We start from the raw sequence: 16,361 nt of genomic DNA, 5'->3' as shown, positions 1-16,361 counted from the left end.
ATGACTTCCGCACTTTTCATTCCTGAACTGGGGCATCTGGCGATGATCCTGGCCCTGTGCTTTGCCCTGGTCCAGGCGGTGATCCCGCTGCTCGGCGCCTGGCGCGGCGATCGGCTGTGGATGAGCCTGGCCCAGCCGGCCGCCTGGGGACAGTTCGCCTTCCTGCTGTTCGCCTTCGGCTGCCTGACCTATGCCTTCATGAGCGACGATTTCTCGGTCGCCTATGTGGCCAGCAACTCCAACAGCGCCTTGCCCTGGTACTACAAGTTCAGCGCGGTATGGGGCGCCCACGAAGGCTCGCTGCTGCTCTGGGCCTTGATTCTGGGCGGCTGGACCTTTGCCGTGTCGGTGTTCTCGCGGCAGTTGCCGCAGGTGATGCTGGCCCGGGTGCTGGCGGTGATGGGCATGATCAGCACCGGCTTCCTGCTGTTTCTGATCCTGACCTCCAACCCTTTCGCGCGGATCTTGCCGCAGATCCCGGCCGACGGCCGTGACCTCAATCCGTTGCTGCAGGACATCGGCCTGATCGTTCACCCGCCGATGCTGTACATGGGTTATGTCGGTTTCTCCGTGGCCTTCGCCTTTGCCATTGCCGCGCTGCTCGGCGGGCGTCTCGACGCCGCCTGGGCGCGCTGGTCGCGGCCCTGGACCATCGTCGCCTGGGCCTTCCTCGGAATCGGCATCACCCTGGGCTCCTGGTGGGCCTACTACGAACTCGGCTGGGGCGGCTGGTGGTTCTGGGACCCGGTGGAAAACGCCTCCTTCATGCCGTGGCTGGTGGGGACGGCCCTGATTCACTCCCTGGCCGTCACGGAAAAGCGCGGCGTGTTCAAGAGCTGGACCGTGCTGCTGGCCATTGCCGCGTTTTCCCTGAGCCTGCTGGGCACCTTCCTGGTGCGTTCCGGGGTGCTGACCTCGGTGCATGCCTTTGCCTCCGACCCTGAGCGCGGCGTGTTTATCCTGATCTTCCTGCTGTTTGTGGTTGGCGGTTCGCTGACCCTGTTCGCCCTGCGCGCGCCGGTGGTCAAGAGCCATGTCGGGTTCAACCTGTGGTCGCGGGAAACCCTGCTGTTGGGCAACAACCTGGTGCTGGTGGTGGCCGCGTCGATGATTCTGCTGGGCACCCTGTACCCGCTGGTGCTGGATGCCCTGACCGGGGCCAAGCTGTCGGTCGGCCCGCCGTACTTCAATGCGCTGTTCATTCCGCTGATGGCGCTGCTGATGGTGGTGATGGCGGTCGGTGTGCTGGTGCGCTGGAAAGACACCCCGGTCAAGTGGCTGGTGAGCATGCTGACCCCGGTGCTGCTGGGCAGCGCAGCCTTGGCGGTGGTGGCCGGTATCGCCTATGGCGACTTCAACTGGGCGGTGCTGGCGACCTTTATGCTGGCGGCCTGGGTGTTGTTGGCCGGTGTGCGCGACATCGTCGACAAGACCCGCCACAAAGGCCTGATCAAAGGCCTGCCAAGCCTGACCCGCAGTTACTGGGGCATGCAGATTGCGCACCTGGGCATCGCGGTCTGCGCCCTGGGCGTGGTGCTGTCGAGCCAGAACAGCGCCGAGCGCGACCTGCGCCTGGCGCCGGGCGAATCCATGGACCTGGCCGGTTATCACTTCATTTTTGAAGGCGCCAAGCACTTCGAGGGGCCGAACTTCACCTCCGACAAAGGCACCGTGCGCGTGGTGCGCAACGGCAAGGAAGTGGCGGTGCTGCATCCCGAGAAACGCCTGTACACCGTGCAGAGCTCGATGATGACCGAAGCCGGGATCGACGCCGGTTTCACCCGCGACCTGTACGTGGCCCTCGGCGAGCCGCTGGGCGATGGCGCCTGGGCGGTACGGGTGCACGTCAAGCCGTTCGTGCGCTGGATCTGGTTCGGCGGCCTGCTGACCGGCTTCGGCGGCTTGCTGGCGGCGCTGGACCGGCGTTACCGGGTCAAGGTGAAAAGCCGCGTGCGCGAAGCGCTGGGCATGACAGGAGTCACTGCATGAGACGTTGGATGATGTTGCTGCCGCTGGCACTGTTCCTGGTGATGGCGGTCTTCCTTTACCGCGGGCTGTACCTGGATCCGGCCGAGTTGCCGTCGGCCATGATCGGCAAGCCGTTCCCGGAGTTCTCCCTGCCGGCGGTCGAGGGTGAAAAAACCCTGACCCGCGCCGACCTGCTGGGCAAACCGGCACTGGTCAACGTCTGGGGCACCTGGTGCATTTCCTGCCGGGTCGAGCACCCGGTGCTGAACAAGCTGGCGCAGCAGGGCGTGGTGATCTATGGCGTCAACTACAAGGACGTCAACGCCGACGCCTTGAAGTGGCTGGCCGAGTTCCACAACCCGTATCAGCTGGATATCCGCGACGAAGAGGGCACCCTGGGCCTGAACCTGGGGGTTTACGGTGCGCCGGAAACCTTCTTTATCGACGCCAAGGGCATCATCCGCGACAAATACGTCGGCGTGATCGACGAGGTGGTCTGGCGTGAAAAACTGGCGGCCAAGTATCAGTCGCTGGTCGACGAGGCCAAGCCATGAAGCGCTGGTTCGCCGCCCTCGTGCTGGGCCTGGGCATGGCCTCGGTTGCCCAGGCCGCCATCGACACCTATGAGTTCGCCAATGACGCCGAGCGTGAACGTTTTCGCGAGCTGACCAAGGAGCTGCGCTGCCCCAAGTGCCAGAACCAGGACATCGCCGATTCCAATGCGCCGATTGCCGCCGACCTGCGCAAGGAAATCTTTCGCATGCTGGGCGAAGGCAAGGACAACCAGCAGATCATCGACTTCATGGTTGACCGCTACGGCGACTTCGTCCGCTACAAGCCGGCCCTGACCGGCAAAACCGCCTTGCTCTGGTTCGGCCCCGCCGGGTTGCTGCTGGGGGGAGTGGTGATCATCGCCGTGATCGTCCGGCGTCGTCGTGCCGAGTGCACTGACAGCCCGAACACGCTTTCTGCCGAGGAGCGTCAGCGCCTCGACCACCTGTTGGAAAAAGACTCCGAATGATTGATTTCTGGCTCGCTGCAGGTCTGCTGCTCCTGGTAGCCCTGAGTTTTCTGCTGATCCCGGTTTTACGCGGCCGCCGTGCCCAACGTGAAGAGGATCGTACCGCGCTGAACGTGGCGCTCTACCAAGAACGGGTTGCCGAGCTGCAAGGGCAGCAGGCCGAGGGTGTGCTGACCTCGGACCAGATGGACAGCGGCCGCGCCGAAGCGGCCCGCGAGTTGCTGGCGGATACCGAAGGCGTGGCCCCAGCCAGGGTTTCCCGGCTGGGCAAGCCCCTGCCGTTGCTGGCGGCGATCCTGGTGCCGGTGCTGGGCCTGGGCCTGTACCTGCATTTTGGCGCCGTGGACAAGGTCGAACTGACCCGCGAATTCGCCCAGGCGCCGCAGTCCATGGAAGACATGACCCAGCGCCTCGAACGCGCGGTGGCGGCCCAGCCGGATTCCGCCGAGGGCCTGTACTTCCTCGGTCGCACCTATATGGCCCAGGACCGGCCAGCGGACGCGGCGAAGCTCTTCGAGCGCACCGTGGCCCTGGCGGGTCGTCAGCCGGAGCTGCTCGGGCAATGGGCCCAGGCGCAGTATTTTGCCGACAACAAACAGTGGTCGCCCAAGCTCCAGGCCTTGACCGACGAAGCGCTCAAAGCTGACCCCAAGGAAGTCACCAGCCTTGGGCTGTTGGGCATCGCGGCGTTTGAAGGCGAGCGTTATCAGGACGCCATCGATTACTGGAACCGCCTGTTGGCCCAATTGCCGCCGGACGACAGCTCCCGCGCTGCGCTGCAGGGCGGTATCGCCCGGGCCAGCGAGAAGCTGGTCGCCACCGGTGGCAAGGTCGCCCAGGCCCCGGCGCCGGCCAAGAGCGCGGTGCTTAAAGTCCGGGTCGACCTCGCGCCTGAGCTGAAGGCCAAGGTCCAGCCGGGTGACAGCGTGTTCATCTTTGCCCGGGCCGTGACGGGTCCACCCGCGCCACTGGCGGCCAAGCGCCTGACCGTGGCTGACCTGCCGGCCACCGTCGAGCTGGGGGATGCCGACGCAATGATGCCGCAGTTGAAACTGTCGAACTTCCCTGAAGTCCAACTGGTTGCGCGCGTGTCCCGCGCCGGCCAACCGACAGCCGGTGAATGGGTCGGTCGCAGCCAGCCCCTGGCCAGCAGCACCACCGCGCCGCAACAGCTGACCATCGACAGCCCGGATCAATAACCAGAGAAGCCGCCATGACCGCCATCGCACGTATCACCCTGTTATCACTGGTTGTGGGGTTGAGTGCATGTACGGTCCAGCGGCCGCAGCCCACCAGCTCCGAACCCATCCCGCCGTCGGTGCCGAGTACACGCTCGGTGCCCTCGACGGCGCCTGGGGCACCGGCGACGCCCAACCGTCCGGCCAAGCCCTTGCCACGCACCTCCGCCAGTTTCGCCCCACCTCCCGGCGGCCATAGCCATTGGGATGCGCGGCTGGGGGTGTATGTGCTGGATGACCAGAGCAACACCTTCTATCGCCAACGCACCTATTACCGCTGGAACAACGGCTGGAGCCGCTCCATCGGACCGGACGGCCCCTGGGAAGACACCGATATCCATGGCGTACCGTCCGGCCTGGGGCGTCAGTTCAAATAAGCCGGCGCGGGGCGCGGACCACGGTGCTTATTGTTCAAGCCCTCAGGCTCACGGCCGATACAGCGCCATGTCCCTGAGTATCGTTGTCTGAGCACCTGATGAAGATAAAACCCAACAAACTGTATTTGGCCCGGCTGCTGCTCTGCCTGTATGCCTGCCTGTGTTTCGTGGTGCTGTATTACTGGCAAAACACCGACGTCCCGGGGCTGATTTATCTGTTGCTGACGCCGATCTTCCTGGTCGCGCTCTACGGTTTTATCTATTACCTGTTCTGCTGGCTGTTTATCGCTTACCGGCCCCGGGATGAGACGTGGTGGAAGCGTATCGACTATGTCTGGCTGTTTTTCGCCTCGTTGGCGCTGATCGGGCAGACCCAGAGCGTGCGCGAGATGTGGTTTCAGTCGCCTTACGAGATGGCCCAGGTCTCCAAGGCCGGCATCGACAAAAGCCTGCGCGCCCAGATCAATGACATGCTCGACCCGGCGCAATGCGCCACGGCCGCCAGCCGCTACGAAGCGGCCGATGCGCAGCAGGTTGCCAGCCTGTGCCAGCGCTATGCCGACGTGGCCCGGCCGTTGTCCGAGGTGGCGCTGGTCAATCTGTTGCAGGAACTGCCGGCGCTGGGCGCCGAGTACTCGGCCGAGCCGGTACAACGCTGGTTGGCGGGGTTGCAGGAGACGCTCAAGGAGCGGGACCTGCGGCGTGCAGAGGTGCTCAAGTACCAGAACCTGATCAGCGAAACCGAGTTCGAACAACTCTTCCGCTACTTTGCGCCGTTGCTGGTGGTGATCGCCCTGGCCCTGCGCGCATCCAAGGTCTCCGGCGAGCTTTATCTGAAAGCCCCGAAGCAACGCAAGTTCTGGCTGATCATCAACCAGCGGGTGGTGGTCGACAGCCTGGGTTTCAGCGATGTCGCGCACAAACGCTTTACCCAGGCCCTGGGCAGCTGGCGCAAGGCGCAATGGGGCGTGGTCCATATGGCCTGTGATTTCATTGCCCAGAGCAGCCTGCGCGGCAGCAACGAACCGGTGCTGCCCGGGGCCTGTGAAAGTGAATTTCAGTTGGCGAACGCCGATGACTTCAATACGTCGGGCTTTGTGCAGTGGGCCGCCGGCCAGTCGATGGAGCTGTTGTACCTGGTGGGCGAAACCGACCCTGAGCTGATCCGTCGGCTACGGCAGTGGGGCGAGGCAACGAACACTGAAGTGCTGGTGCGCGAGCACATCTGAGGCCGCTCAACGGCTGGCCATCAACCCCTCGACATAGGTGACAAAGGCCCGGGCCTTGGCGCTGGCCAGGCGCCCGGTAGGAAACACCGCCCACAGTTGCTGGGGCGGCAGCTGCCAGTCGCCCAGCAGCTCCTGGACCTGGCCTCGGGCCAGCTCCGGGGCGAACATCCAGTACGAGGCCACGGTCAGCCCCAGGTGGGCCAGCACCGCCTCGCGCAGCCCTTCGGCGGCGTTGACCCGCATCCTGCCCGCCAGTACCACCGCCTGTTGTTCACCGTGACGGGTGAAGGTCCAGTGGGCGCCACCGCCCAGGCTGTAGACGATGGCCGGCAATCGGGGCAACTGCTTGGGGGCCGTCGGCGTGCCATGCCGTGCCAGGTACTCAGGCGTCGCCACCACCACGCGCCGGCACTGGCTGATCTGGCGTGCGGTCAGCGCCGAATCTTCCAGGCTGCCCATGCGCAGGGCGACATCGATCCCGGCCTCCACCAGGTTGCTGTTGTGGTCGTCCAGTACCACGTCGATCGACAGGTCCGGGTGCTGCTCAAGAAAGGGGCCCAGGTTCGGCACGATGTGCATGCGGGCGAAGGTCACCGCCGCGGCGATGCGCAAGGTGCCGCGCAGGCCGGCCGCCGAGCCCCGTGCCGCGCGCTCGGCCTCATCGGCCTCTTCCAGGGTGCGCCGGGCCCGTTCGAAAAACGCCAGGCCGGCCTCGGTGGGCGTGAGACCGCGGGTCGAACGCAGCAACAGCCGCACCGCCAGGTACGTCTCCAGTTGCGCGATGCTTTTCGAGACGGCCGGCTGGCCGATGTTGAGGTGCTGGGCGGCGGCGGAAAACGAGCCGGTTTCCACCACCTTGATAAAAGTTTCCATGGCAGCCAGGCGGTCCATCAGCGTTGCTCCAGTCGGGGGGCAGGGCGCGGGCCAGCCCGCGCAGGTGGGTTTCAGGCGCTGGCCGGCAGCGGCTTCTCGGACACCCGCAAAAAGCGCAGCAGCGCCAGCAGCGGGAACAGGCTGCCGACCAGGATCACCCCCAGCCAGCCGCCGTGTTCGTACACCGCGCTGGCGATGGACGAGCCAAAGGCGCCGCCGATAAAGATGCTGGTCATGTACAGCGCATTCAAGCGGCTGCGGCTCTGGGCATCCAGGGCATACACCGCCCGCTGGCCGAGGACCATGTTCATCTGCACGCAGAAATCCAGGACCACGCCGGTCACCGCCAGGCCAATGACGCTGTAGGCCGGATGCACCAGGCCGGGAAGAAAACTCAGCGCCGCGAACAGCATGGCCAGCAGCGAGGCGATGCGGGTGTGGCCGGCATCCGCCAGGCGACCGCTGATGGGGGCGGCGATGGCGCCGATGGCACCCACCAGGGCGAAAAGTGCGATCTGGGTCTGGGACAGGCCGTGATTACGCGCCAGCTCCAGCGGTGCGGCGGTCCAGAACAGGCTGAAGGTGGCGAACAGACAACCCTGGTAGAACGCCCGCTGGCGCAATACCGGCTGGCGGCGCAGCAAGGTGCCCAGGGAGCGCAGCAACTGGCCGTAGCTGGCACTGTGCTCGGGCTGGCGCTTGGGCATGGTCAGGGCCAGCACCGCACTGATGGCGACCATCAGCACCGCAGCGGTAATAAACATGGCGCGCCAGCCGAAGTGATCGGCCACCACGCTGGCCACCGGCCGCGCCAGCAGTATCCCCAGCAACAAGCCGCCCATGATCCCGCCGACCACCCGCCCGCGAGTCTCGGCCGGGGCCAGGTGTGCCGCCAGGGGGATCAGGATCTGCACCGACACCGAGCTGAAGCCGATCAGCAGCGATACCAGCAGGAAGGCATTGGGGGCGGTGGTGAAGGCCGCCACCAGCAAGCTGACAATGGCCACCAGGGTGGTGGCGATCATCAGGCGCCGGTTTTCCAGGAGATCGCCCAGGGGCACCAGGAAAAACAGGCCCAGGGCATAGCCGATCTGGGTCAGGGACACGATCAGGCTGGCCAGGGTGCTGGACAGGCCGACGTCCGGGGCGATCAGCTCGATGATCGGCTGGGCGTAATAGATGTTGGCGACGATCGCGCCGCAGCAGAAGGCAAACAGCAGCACCATGCCCCGGGTCATTGTCGCGCTGGTGGCGTGCAGCGCTTGGGAAGTTGTAGTCATCGCGGTTCTCTTGGCGGCGAAAGGATGTGGGCGAGGTTAGGAGGCTGGCCCGTGACGCGGTAGAGAGGCTCGGGTGATAGCATTTATTCCCGTGGGGAATAGGGGGGGGCGAAGCGGCTTGAACGCAGCGCTGAGAAGGGCTCCCTGGGCCGATGATACATTTACTTACAACTGCTTCGATAGCCGGCTTATAGTTGGGCAGGAAGTCGTGAGCCTCGCTCCGATTGATCTTCAGCCTTTCAGCACGGGAAGCCTGCCCAATGAAACTGTCCTTGCGTCGATTGTTCGACGCTGTCGCGAGCATCGTTTTGGCCAGCCTGATACTGATCGGCCCGGCCCAGGCCCAGGATGCGCCGGGGATGCGCATCGCGGTCCGGGGTGAAATCACCGGCATCAGCGGCGATGTGCTGCGGGTGCATGCCAACAGCGGTGAGGTGGCCAGCGTCGAGCTGACGCCCCAGACCCAGGTGCGGGCGGTGAGCCTGGCCAATATCGAAGACATCAAGCCCGGCAGCTACATCGGCTCGGCGGCGGTGCCCATGGCCGATGGCACCCTCAAGGCCCTGGAAGTGCATGTGTTTCCTCCACAGATGGTCGGTACGGGCGAAGGCCATCGGCCATTTGACCTGGTCAAGGGCAGCAGCATGACCAATGGCAGTGTCGGCGACCTGGTGGTGAGCAACGGCCGCACCCTGACCGTCAACTACAAGGGTGGCCAGCAGAAGATCCTGGTGCCGGACGATGTGCCCATCGTCAATCTGGCGCCGGCTGATCGCAGCCTGCTCAAGGCCGGGGTCAAGGTGGTGATGTTCGTGACCCAGGGCGCCGATGGCAAATTGACCGCGCAATCGATCTCGGCCGGCAAGGACGGGGTTACCCCGCCGATGTGAGGCACGCCCGCGCTGCACGGCGGCTGTTGCGTTGCCAAGTGTTGCTAGGGCGGGGTTTGGGTGGAACTCCAGGCGGGCTTGGTTTAGGGTTTTCGGTCGCTCATCGCGTCGGGAGGCCCCATGCAAAAGTCCACGTTCAATCCACCCAATATCTTCAACTCTCTGCAATACGGTTTCAGCCAGGCTGTCGAGGTTCGCGGCGGGCGGCGCTTGCTGCTGTCGGGCCAGGTTGGCGTCGACGAGCACGAATCCACCGTCGGCCCCGGGCTGCGGGAGCAGACCGAGCAGGCCTTCGACAATATCGAACGGGTGCTGGCCGACGCCGGTGGCGAGCTGGGGGATGTGGTGATGCTGCGCATCTACATCGCCGAAGCGGCCCGTGACCAGCAGGAGCAGATCAGCCAGGTCCTGCTGCAACGTTTCCCCAATGACCCGCCGGCATCGTCATGGATCATCGTCAGCGGCTTGTCGTTGCCCGAGTGGCTGATCGAGGTCGAGGCCGAAGCCATGCTCGCCGAACGGCAGCCGGCCCAGGAGGCGGCGTTGCTGAGCCCGGTGGTGGGGCTCTAGCCGTTGCGCCTCAAACCGCAGGCATAAAAAAGCGACTCTTACGGTTAATGCTGATCAGTTAAGGGCGAACACTTCATGTGTGGCGAGGGCGCTTGCTCCCGCTCGGATGCGCAGCATCCGCAAAACCTGAGTCCACGGTTGGCCTGGCAGCGCGCGGTTGCAGGGTTTGGGGCCGCTGCGCGGCCCAGCGGGAGCAAGCTCCCTCGCCACAGGTTGGTTTTCGCTCGCTCCATCACTTAACTGAACGGCATTACCCTTAAGGTCGCTTTTTTTAAGCGTTAACCCTTACTTGGCGTCGCCGTAGATCTGGTCGAAGATCCCGCCGTCATTGAAGTGGGTCTTCTGCACGGTGCGCCAATCACCGAAGGTTTTCTCCACCGAGAGGAAGTCGACTTTCGGGAAGCGGTCGGTGTACTTGGCCAGGACTTTCGGGTCCCGTGGGCGCAGGTAGTTGTTGGCCGCGATTTCCTGGCCTTCCGGCGACCACAGGTACTTCAGGTATTCCTCGGCCGCGGCGCGGGTGCCTTTCTTGTCGACCACTTTGTCGACCACCGACACCGGTGGCTCGGCTTCGGCGGAAACGCTTGGGTAGATCACTTCGAACTGATCGCGACCGAACTCGCGGGCGATCATCTCGGCTTCGTTTTCAAAGGTCACCAGCACGTCGCCGATCTGGTTGGTCATGAAGGTCGTGGTGGCGGCGCGGCCACCGGTATCCAATACCGGAGCCTGGCGGAACAGTTTGCCGACAAAGTCCTTGGCCTTGCTTTCGTCACCGCCGTTCTTCAGCACGTAACCCCAGGCCGAAAGGTAGGTGTAGCGGCCGTTACCCGAGGTTTTCGGGTTGGGCACAATCACCTGCACGCCGTCCTTGAGCAGGTCGGGCCAGTCTTTCAGGGCTTTCGGGTTGCCTTTGCGCACGATGAAGACGGTGGCCGAGGTGAACGGCGCGCTGTTGTTTGGCAGGCGGGTCACCCAGTTGTCCGGGACCAGCTTGCCGTTGTCCACCAGGGCATTGATATCCGTGGCCATGTTCATGGTGATGACGTCGGCCGGGAGGCCGTCGATGACCGAACGCGCCTGTTTGCTCGAACCGCCGAAGGACATCTGCAGGGTGATGTTCTCCTTGTGCTCGGCTTGCCAGTGCTTCTGGAAGGCGGCGTTGTAGTCTTTATAGAAGTCGCGCATCACGTCGTAGGACACGTTCAGCAGGGTCGGTGCGGCCTGGGCCGCGCTGCCCAGTGCCAGGCCGGCAGCCAGAAGAGAGGCGCTCAAAAGTTTTTTCACTGCACATTCCTTTTATTCGAGAGTGAAGGCATTTTGCCGCCGACTATAGCCGGGGCGTCATAGTGGTTTAAAGATTAAAAAGCACTTTGCTTATTCCATTTTCTTGAACAGTGCATTCCCGCAGCGCGAGCAGAATGCAGCGCTGGGTTCATGGTTGCCCTTGTTGCACACCGGGCAGTCATGCTTGAGTTGTTCGCCGCGCATGGCACTGGCCAGTTCAGCGGTAAAGATCCCGGTGGGCACGGCGATGATCGAGTAACCGGTGATCATCACCAGCGATGAAATCACCTGGCCCAGTGGGGTTTTCGGCACGATATCGCCGAAGCCCACGGTGGTGAGGGTGACGATAGCCCAATAGATGCCCTTGGGAATGCTGGTAAAGCCATGCTCCGGGCCTTCGACCACATACATCAAGGTGCCGAACACCGTGACCAGGGTCGACACGCTGAGCAGGAACACAATGATCTTCTGCTTGCTGCCCCGCAGGGCCGACATCAGGTAGTTGGCCTGCTTGAGATAGGGGCTCAGCTTGAGCACACGGAAGATCCGCAGCATGCGGATCACACGGATGATCAGCAGGTACTGGGCGTCGCTGTAATACAGCGCGAGGATCCCCGGGACGATGGCCAGCAAGTCCACCAGGCCATAGAAACTGAAGGCATAGCGCAACGGTTTGGGCGAGCAGTACAGGCGCAGGCCGTACTCGATCGCGAAAATCAGGGTAAAGCCCCATTCGATGTAGGCCAGCACGTTGGCGTAGTCGCGGTGCACCTGGTCGATGCTGTCGAGGATCACGATCACCAGGCTGGCGAGGATGATCAGCAGCAAGGTGCTGTCGAAGCGGCGACCGGCCACGGTGTCGGTCTGGAAAATCATGACGTAGAGACGGTCACGCCAGTGGTTGCTGCTGTCCATGTAGATCGCCTGAAACAAATATCAGCGCAGCCTAGGTGGATTGCCCCTTGCAGTGCAAGGCGCACTGTCCCGTGCCGCCTGGCGCATGACCCGGACCGTGGCGCGTACCAGCCAGGCAGCGAGGATAAAGGGGGCGGTCAGGGGCGCCAGGCCCAGGGCGGCAAAGCCCGGCGTCAGCAGCAGGGCCAGGGCGACACCGGGTATTGGCAGCCAGCACAGGGCTCGGGGTTGCTGGCTGAGGGCGATGGCCACCAGCGCGGCGTTGTAGCCGCCCAGGCCAAGCAGGGCGCCGGGGGGTTCATGATGCAGCAGGCTAAACCCCAGGCCGGCCGCCGAACCGAACACGGCCCAGGCCGCAGCGCGGCGGTTGGCCAGGAACAGCCCGAGGGCAATCAAGGCACCGGCCAGGGGCTGGTCGAGGAACATCACTTGCCCCAGGCCCTTGGCGGTCGCCCCCAGCAGCTCGAGCAGGCCAGGTTCGGTCAGGGCCGGGGTGGCCGGCAACAGGGGTTCGGCAACGCTCAGCAGCAGCCAGCTCAAACCGACAAAAGGCGCGGTGTAGGCCGGCAGGCAATGGTGGTCCCGTGAGCGCTTGAGCCACTGCTGGGTCAGGATCGCGCTGATCCCGCCGCAGGCGACAATCAACGGCGGCAACAGCGCCGACCAGGGGAAATAAAGGCTCAGCAACAGGCCGAGCAGCACCCCGTTATAGCTGAACAGCCCGGCCTGGCGGTCGGCCTTGGGGTAGCCGCGTCGTTGCGCGGTAAGCAGGCCGGCGACGCCACCGAGCAGGGCGCCGCCGAGCAGGGCCGGAGCACCGATCAGGATTGCCAGCAGGCACAGCAGGCCACACAGCGGGTGGCGCTGGAGAAAGATCTGACTGAAGCCATTGAGCACGGCGCTGGCCCAGTCGGGGCAATAGGCGTTGAACGACTCTGAAGGCATGAGCGATTCGTCAGGGCGGGCCATGGCCGTCGCCGGCCATGGCGGTAGGGGCCGAGGGTCAGATCAGGGTTTCGATCCGCAGCGAGTTGGTCGAGCCCGGCTGGCCGAATGGCACGCCGGCGGTGATCAGCAAGGTGTCGCCGCGTTTGGCCAAGCCCTGGGCCTGGGCGATCTCCAGGGCCGTGGAGCAGATCTCGTCGACCTGGCGCAGGCGGTCGTTGACCACCGAATGCACACCCCAGGCCACGCTCAGGCGGCGCGCGGTGGCCAGGTTCGGCGTGAGGTTGAGGATCGGCACCCGTGGTCGCTCGCGGGCGGCGCGCAGGCTGGAGCTGCCGGACTCGCTGTAATTCACCAGCACCGCCACCGGCAGGATGCTGCTGATACGGCGGATCGCGCAACTGATGGCGTCCGACTGGGTGGCTTCGGCCTGGGGCCGGCTGACGTCGAGCTGGGCCTGGTAGTCGGGGCCGCCTTCGACCTGGCGGATGATCTTGCTCATCATCTGCACCGCTTCCAGCGGGTATTCGCCGGAGGCGGTTTCCGCCGACAGCATCACCGCGTCCGCGCCTTCGGCCACCGCATTGGCCACGTCCGTGACTTCGGCCCGGGTCGGTGCCGGCGAGAAGCGCATGGATTCGAGCATCTGGGTCGCCACCACCACCGGTTTGCCCAGTTGGCGGCAGGTGCTGATGATGTCTTTCTGGATTTGCGGCACGCTTTCCGCGGGCACCTCCACCCCCAGATCACCGCGGGCGACCATGATCGCGTCGCTCAATTCGGCGATTTCCCGCAACTGGGTGACGGCCGAGGGCTTCTCGATCTTGGCCATCAGGAAGGCTTTGTTGCCGATCAGGACCCGCGCCTCATGGATATCCTCGGGGCGCTGGACAAAGGACAGCGCCACCCAATCCACCCCCAGCTCCAGGCCGAAGCTCAGGTCGCGGCGGTCCTTGGCGGTCAGTGGGCTCAGGTCGAGCACGGCCTGGGGCACGTTGACGCCTTTGCGGTCCGACAGTTCGCCGCCGTTGAGCACCGTGGTGTCGATGGCGTCGGCGTGTTTGCCGGTCACTCGCAGGCGCAGCTTGCCGTCGTCCAGCAGCAGGTCCATGCCCGGCTCCAGGGCCGCGATGATTTCCGGGTGCGGCAGGTTGATCCGACGCTGGTCGCCCGGGGTCGGGTCCAGGTCCAGGCGCAGGGCCTGGCCGCGCACCAGTTGCACCTTGCCGGCGGCGAACTTGCCAACCCGCAGCTTCGGCCCTTGCAGGTCCATGAGGATGCCCAGGGGGTAGTTCAGCTGGCGCTCGACCTCGCGAATCCATTGAAAGCGCTGGGCGTGGTCGGCGTGGTCGCCGTGGCTGAAGTTGAGGCGAAAGATATTGACCCCGGCCTTGACCAGTTCACGGATGTCCTCGATGCCGTCGGTGGCGGGGCCCAGGGTGGCGAGGATTTTGACCTTTTTATCAGGCGTCATGTGTCGGGTTCTCAAGAATCAGGATGGCGCGGAAGTCATTGACGTTGGTGCGGGTCGGCTCGGTGACGATCAACGCGTCCAGCGCGGCGAAGTAGCCGTAACCGTTGTTGTTATCCAGCTCGTCGCTGGCGTTCAGGCCCAGGGCGGCGGCGCGGCTGTAGCTGTCGGGGGTCATGAGGGCGCCGGCGTTGTCTTCCGAGCCGTCGATGCCGTCGGTGTCGCCGGCCAGGGCATAGATCCCGGGCAGGCCCTTGAGGCTGTCGGTCAGGCTCAGCAGGAACTCGGCGTTGCGTCCGCCGCGACCGTTGCCGCGTACGGTGACCGTGGTTTCGCCACCGGACAGAATCACGCAGGGCGCCGCCAGCGGCTGGCCATGCAGCAGTACCTGGCGGGCGATGCCGGCGTGGACCTTGGCCACCTCACGGGATTCGCCTTCCAGGTCGCCCAGGATCAGCGGGCTGAACCCGGCCTGGCGCGCCTTGACGGCGGCGGCCTCAAGGGACTGCTGGGGCCGGGCGATCAATTGGAAGTGGCTGCGGGCCAGGGCCGGATCACCGGGTTTGACGGTTTCCGACTCGGGGCTTTGCAGCCAGTGGCGCACGGCAGCCGGCACCTCAATGGCGTAGCGCTTGAGGATGGCCAGGGCTTCGGCCGAGGTGCTGGGGTCGGCCACCGTCGGGCCGGAGGCGATGACCGTGGCCAGGTCCCCCGGTACGTCGGAGATCGCGTAGGTGTACACGCTGGCCGGCCAGCAGGCCTTGGCCAGGCGTCCGCCCTTGATCGCCGACAGGTGCTTGCGCACGCAATTCATCTCGCCGATGGTGGCGCCCGACTTGAGCAGCGCCTTGTTGATCGACTGCTTGTCGGCCAGGCTGATGCCGGCGGCGGGCAGGGCCAGCAAGGCCGAGCCACCGCCTGACAGGAGGAAGATCACCCGGTCCTGTTCCGACAGGTTGCTGACCAGCTCCAGGACCCGCTTGGCCACGGCCAGGCCGGCGGCGTCGGGGACCGGGTGGGCGGCTTCGACCACTTCGATTTTCTGGCACGGCGCGCCATGGCCATAGCGGGTCACCACCAGCCCGGACACTTCGCCCTGCCAGCAGCGTTCAACCACCTGGGCCATGGCGGCTGCGGCCTTGCCGGCGCCAATAACGATCACCCGGCCGCTGCGATCGCGGGGCAAGTGGGCTTCGAGCACGTGTTGCGGATGGGCGGCGTCGATGGCTGTGGCGAACAGCTCGCGCAGGAATTGTTGCGGATCGACCGACATGGCGGGCTCCCGGTGTTCTTGTTATGGGGGGCTTGAAACTGCCTGCGGGCGCAGGCGGTGCCGAGGGGCGGCTGATGCACCCTCCGGCGGCCTGCGCCTACAGCCGAGGCTTAGTGCTTGTCGCGGATTGAGAAGTTGGCCATGTGCTCCAGGCCCTTGATCAGCGCCGAGTGGTCCCAGTTGCTGCCACCGATGGCGGCGCACGTGCTGAACACTTGCTGGGCGTTGGCCGTGTTCGGCAGGTTGATGCCCAGCTCGCGCGCGCCGGCCAGGGCCAGGTTGAGGTCCTTCTGGTGCAGGTTGATACGGAACCCCGGGTCGAAGGTGCCCTTGATCATGCGCTCGCCATGGACCTCGAGGATCTTCGATGAGGCGAAGCCACCCATCAGCGCTTCACGCACCTTGGCCGGGTCGGCGCCGTTTTTTGCGGCGAACAGCAGGGCCTCGGCCACCGCCTGGATGTTCAGGGCGACGATGATCTGGTTGGCCACCTTGGCGGTCTGCCCGTCGCCGTTGCCACCGACCAGGGTGATGTTCTTGCCCATGCTCTGGAACAGCGGCAGGGCGCGTTCGAACGCCTGGCCGTCACCGCCGACCATGATGCTCAGGGTCCCGGCCTTGGCGCCGACTTCACCACCGGACACCGGGGCATCCAGGTACTGCGCGCCTTTTTCGTTGATCTGGGCGGCGAAAGCCTTGGTCGCGGTGGGCGAGATCGAGCTCATGTCGATCACGATCTTGCCTTTGCCGACACCGGCGGCGATCCCGTCGGCACGCAGCAGCACGTCTTCGACCTGCGGGGTGTCGGGGACCATGATGATAATGAACTCGGCTTCCTGGGCCACTTCCCTGGGGTTGGCCAGGGCGACCGCGCCCGCGGCGATCAGGTCGGCCGGTGCCTGGCCGTGATGCTCGGACAGGAACAGGTTGTGACCGGCCTTTTGCAGGTTCGAGGCCATTGGGTGGCCCATGATGCCGGTGCCGATAAATCCGATTTTAGCCATGAAGAAATCCTCGTGTGGGG

The 16,361-nt window shown here is 64.8% G+C and carries 16 protein-coding genes; 8 read left to right on the top strand and 8 right to left on the bottom strand.

The genetic code is table 11. From position 1 onward, the window contains the following. The 6 genes from CF161_RS24215 (at window position 1) to CF161_RS24190 (ending at window position 5,833) form a co-directional block, all read left to right on the top strand. Entirely contained in the window at window positions 1–1,989 is a 1,989-nt protein-coding gene (locus CF161_RS24215) for a heme lyase CcmF/NrfE family subunit (protein WP_020299258.1), read from the top strand. Beyond that, entirely contained in the window at window positions 1,986–2,522 is a 537-nt protein-coding gene (locus CF161_RS24210; RefSeq protein WP_020299257.1) for a DsbE family thiol:disulfide interchange protein, read from the top strand. Before CF161_RS24215 ends, CF161_RS24210 begins: the two co-directional genes overlap by 4 nt. Next, window positions 2,519–2,989, top strand: coding sequence for a cytochrome c-type biogenesis protein (locus CF161_RS24205; protein ID WP_020299256.1), 471 nt, complete (start codon window positions 2,519–2,521; stop codon window positions 2,987–2,989). Before CF161_RS24210 ends, CF161_RS24205 begins: the two co-directional genes overlap by 4 nt. Beyond that, complete coding sequence (gene ccmI / locus CF161_RS24200; RefSeq protein ID WP_020299255.1) at window positions 2,986–4,188, top strand: c-type cytochrome biogenesis protein CcmI; 1,203 nt, start codon at window positions 2,986–2,988, stop codon at window positions 4,186–4,188. Before CF161_RS24205 ends, ccmI begins: the two co-directional genes overlap by 4 nt. A 14-nt stretch (window positions 4,189–4,202) precedes the next feature. Then, a complete protein-coding gene (locus tag CF161_RS24195) occupies window positions 4,203–4,604 on the top strand; it encodes a hypothetical protein (protein WP_043230272.1) in 402 nt (133 codons plus the stop codon). A 98-nt stretch (window positions 4,605–4,702) separates the two neighbouring features. Continuing rightward, window positions 4,703–5,833, top strand: coding sequence for a hypothetical protein (locus tag CF161_RS24190; RefSeq protein ID WP_020299253.1), 1,131 nt, complete (start codon window positions 4,703–4,705; stop codon window positions 5,831–5,833). A gap of 6 nt (window positions 5,834–5,839) precedes the next feature. On the opposite strand, the gene CF161_RS24185 is transcribed toward CF161_RS24190, so the two are convergent. Both CF161_RS24185 and CF161_RS24180 read right to left on the bottom strand, forming a co-directional pair. Beyond that, complete coding sequence (locus CF161_RS24185) at window positions 5,840–6,724, bottom strand: LysR family transcriptional regulator (protein ID WP_020299252.1); 885 nt, start codon at window positions 6,722–6,724, stop codon at window positions 5,840–5,842. A 53-nt stretch (window positions 6,725–6,777) separates the two neighbouring features. Beyond that, a complete protein-coding gene (locus CF161_RS24180; RefSeq protein ID WP_043230270.1) occupies window positions 6,778–7,986 on the bottom strand; it encodes an MFS transporter in 1,209 nt (402 codons plus the stop codon). A gap of 260 nt (window positions 7,987–8,246) precedes the next feature. Here CF161_RS24180 and CF161_RS24175 point away from each other — a divergent pair, with 260 nt between their 5' ends. Both CF161_RS24175 and CF161_RS24170 read left to right on the top strand, forming a co-directional pair. After that, window positions 8,247–8,876, top strand: coding sequence for a hypothetical protein (locus CF161_RS24175; RefSeq protein WP_020299250.1), 630 nt, complete (start codon window positions 8,247–8,249; stop codon window positions 8,874–8,876). A gap of 120 nt (window positions 8,877–8,996) precedes the next feature. Continuing rightward, window positions 8,997–9,446 (top strand): RidA family protein, encoded by a 450-nt coding sequence (locus tag CF161_RS24170; protein ID WP_020299249.1) that lies wholly within the window; start codon window positions 8,997–8,999, stop codon window positions 9,444–9,446. A 285-nt stretch (window positions 9,447–9,731) separates the two neighbouring features. Here the strand turns inward: CF161_RS24170 and CF161_RS24165 are convergent, their stop codons facing one another. The 6 genes from CF161_RS24165 to CF161_RS24140 all read right to left on the bottom strand — a co-directional run bounded on the left by CF161_RS24165 (window position 9,732) and on the right by CF161_RS24140 (window position 16,341). After that, a complete protein-coding gene (locus tag CF161_RS24165) occupies window positions 9,732–10,733 on the bottom strand; it encodes a sulfate ABC transporter substrate-binding protein (RefSeq protein ID WP_020299248.1) in 1,002 nt (333 codons plus the stop codon). Between the two features lie 90 nt (window positions 10,734–10,823). Continuing rightward, complete coding sequence (locus CF161_RS24160) at window positions 10,824–11,648, bottom strand: ion transporter (RefSeq protein ID WP_020299247.1); 825 nt, start codon at window positions 11,646–11,648, stop codon at window positions 10,824–10,826. Window positions 11,649–11,669: 21 nt separating this feature from the next. Next, window positions 11,670–12,593 carry an urea transporter gene (locus tag CF161_RS24155; protein WP_043230299.1) on the bottom strand — a complete coding sequence of 308 codons (924 nt, stop codon included), beginning with the start codon at window positions 12,591–12,593 and terminating at the stop codon, window positions 11,670–11,672. A gap of 58 nt (window positions 12,594–12,651) precedes the next feature. Beyond that, a complete protein-coding gene (gene pyk / locus CF161_RS24150) occupies window positions 12,652–14,067 on the bottom strand; it encodes a pyruvate kinase (RefSeq protein ID WP_020299245.1) in 1,416 nt (471 codons plus the stop codon). Further along, window positions 14,057–15,337, bottom strand: coding sequence for a glycerate kinase (locus CF161_RS24145; RefSeq protein WP_020299244.1), 1,281 nt, complete (start codon window positions 15,335–15,337; stop codon window positions 14,057–14,059). Before CF161_RS24145 ends, pyk begins: the two co-directional genes overlap by 11 nt. Before the next feature lie 110 nt (window positions 15,338–15,447). Beyond that, complete coding sequence (locus CF161_RS24140; protein ID WP_020299243.1) at window positions 15,448–16,341, bottom strand: 2-hydroxy-3-oxopropionate reductase; 894 nt, start codon at window positions 16,339–16,341, stop codon at window positions 15,448–15,450. Window positions 16,342–16,361 lie beyond the last annotated feature (20 nt).

The sequence above is a fragment of the Pseudomonas sp. CF161 genome (assembly GCF_000416215.1).
In the GTDB taxonomy this organism is placed as follows: Bacteria; Pseudomonadota; Gammaproteobacteria; order Pseudomonadales; family Pseudomonadaceae; genus Aquipseudomonas.
Note: the sequence above shows the minus strand (reverse complement) of the source record. Positions and strands in the feature narration are given on the sequence as shown.

Excerpts from the sequence above, each read along its gene's own strand:
- CF161_RS24210 (WP_020299257.1), top strand. The coding sequence starts at position 1,986 with ATGAGACGTTGGATGATGTTGCTGCCGCTGGCACTGTTCCTGGTGATG.
- CF161_RS24215 (WP_020299258.1), top strand. The coding sequence starts at position 1 with ATGACTTCCGCACTTTTCATTCCTGAACTGGGGCATCTGGCGATGATC.
- CF161_RS24155 (WP_043230299.1), bottom strand. The coding sequence starts at position 12,593 with ATGCCTTCAGAGTCGTTCAACGCCTATTGCCCCGACTGGGCCAGCGCC.
- CF161_RS24160 (WP_020299247.1), bottom strand. The coding sequence starts at position 11,648 with ATGGACAGCAGCAACCACTGGCGTGACCGTCTCTACGTCATGATTTTC.
- CF161_RS24145 (WP_020299244.1), bottom strand. The coding sequence starts at position 15,337 with ATGTCGGTCGATCCGCAACAATTCCTGCGCGAGCTGTTCGCCACAGCC.
- CF161_RS24185 (WP_020299252.1), bottom strand. The coding sequence starts at position 6,724 with ATGGACCGCCTGGCTGCCATGGAAACTTTTATCAAGGTGGTGGAAACC.
- ccmI (WP_020299255.1), top strand. The coding sequence starts at position 2,986 with ATGATTGATTTCTGGCTCGCTGCAGGTCTGCTGCTCCTGGTAGCCCTG.
- pyk (WP_020299245.1), bottom strand. The coding sequence starts at position 14,067 with ATGACGCCTGATAAAAAGGTCAAAATCCTCGCCACCCTGGGCCCCGCC.
- CF161_RS24190 (WP_020299253.1), top strand. The coding sequence starts at position 4,703 with ATGAAGATAAAACCCAACAAACTGTATTTGGCCCGGCTGCTGCTCTGC.
- CF161_RS24180 (WP_043230270.1), bottom strand. The coding sequence starts at position 7,986 with ATGACTACAACTTCCCAAGCGCTGCACGCCACCAGCGCGACAATGACC.
- CF161_RS24205 (WP_020299256.1), top strand. The coding sequence starts at position 2,519 with ATGAAGCGCTGGTTCGCCGCCCTCGTGCTGGGCCTGGGCATGGCCTCG.
- CF161_RS24170 (WP_020299249.1), top strand. The coding sequence starts at position 8,997 with ATGCAAAAGTCCACGTTCAATCCACCCAATATCTTCAACTCTCTGCAA.
- CF161_RS24195 (WP_043230272.1), top strand. The coding sequence starts at position 4,203 with ATGACCGCCATCGCACGTATCACCCTGTTATCACTGGTTGTGGGGTTG.
- CF161_RS24140 (WP_020299243.1), bottom strand. The coding sequence starts at position 16,341 with ATGGCTAAAATCGGATTTATCGGCACCGGCATCATGGGCCACCCAATG.
- CF161_RS24175 (WP_020299250.1), top strand. The coding sequence starts at position 8,247 with ATGAAACTGTCCTTGCGTCGATTGTTCGACGCTGTCGCGAGCATCGTT.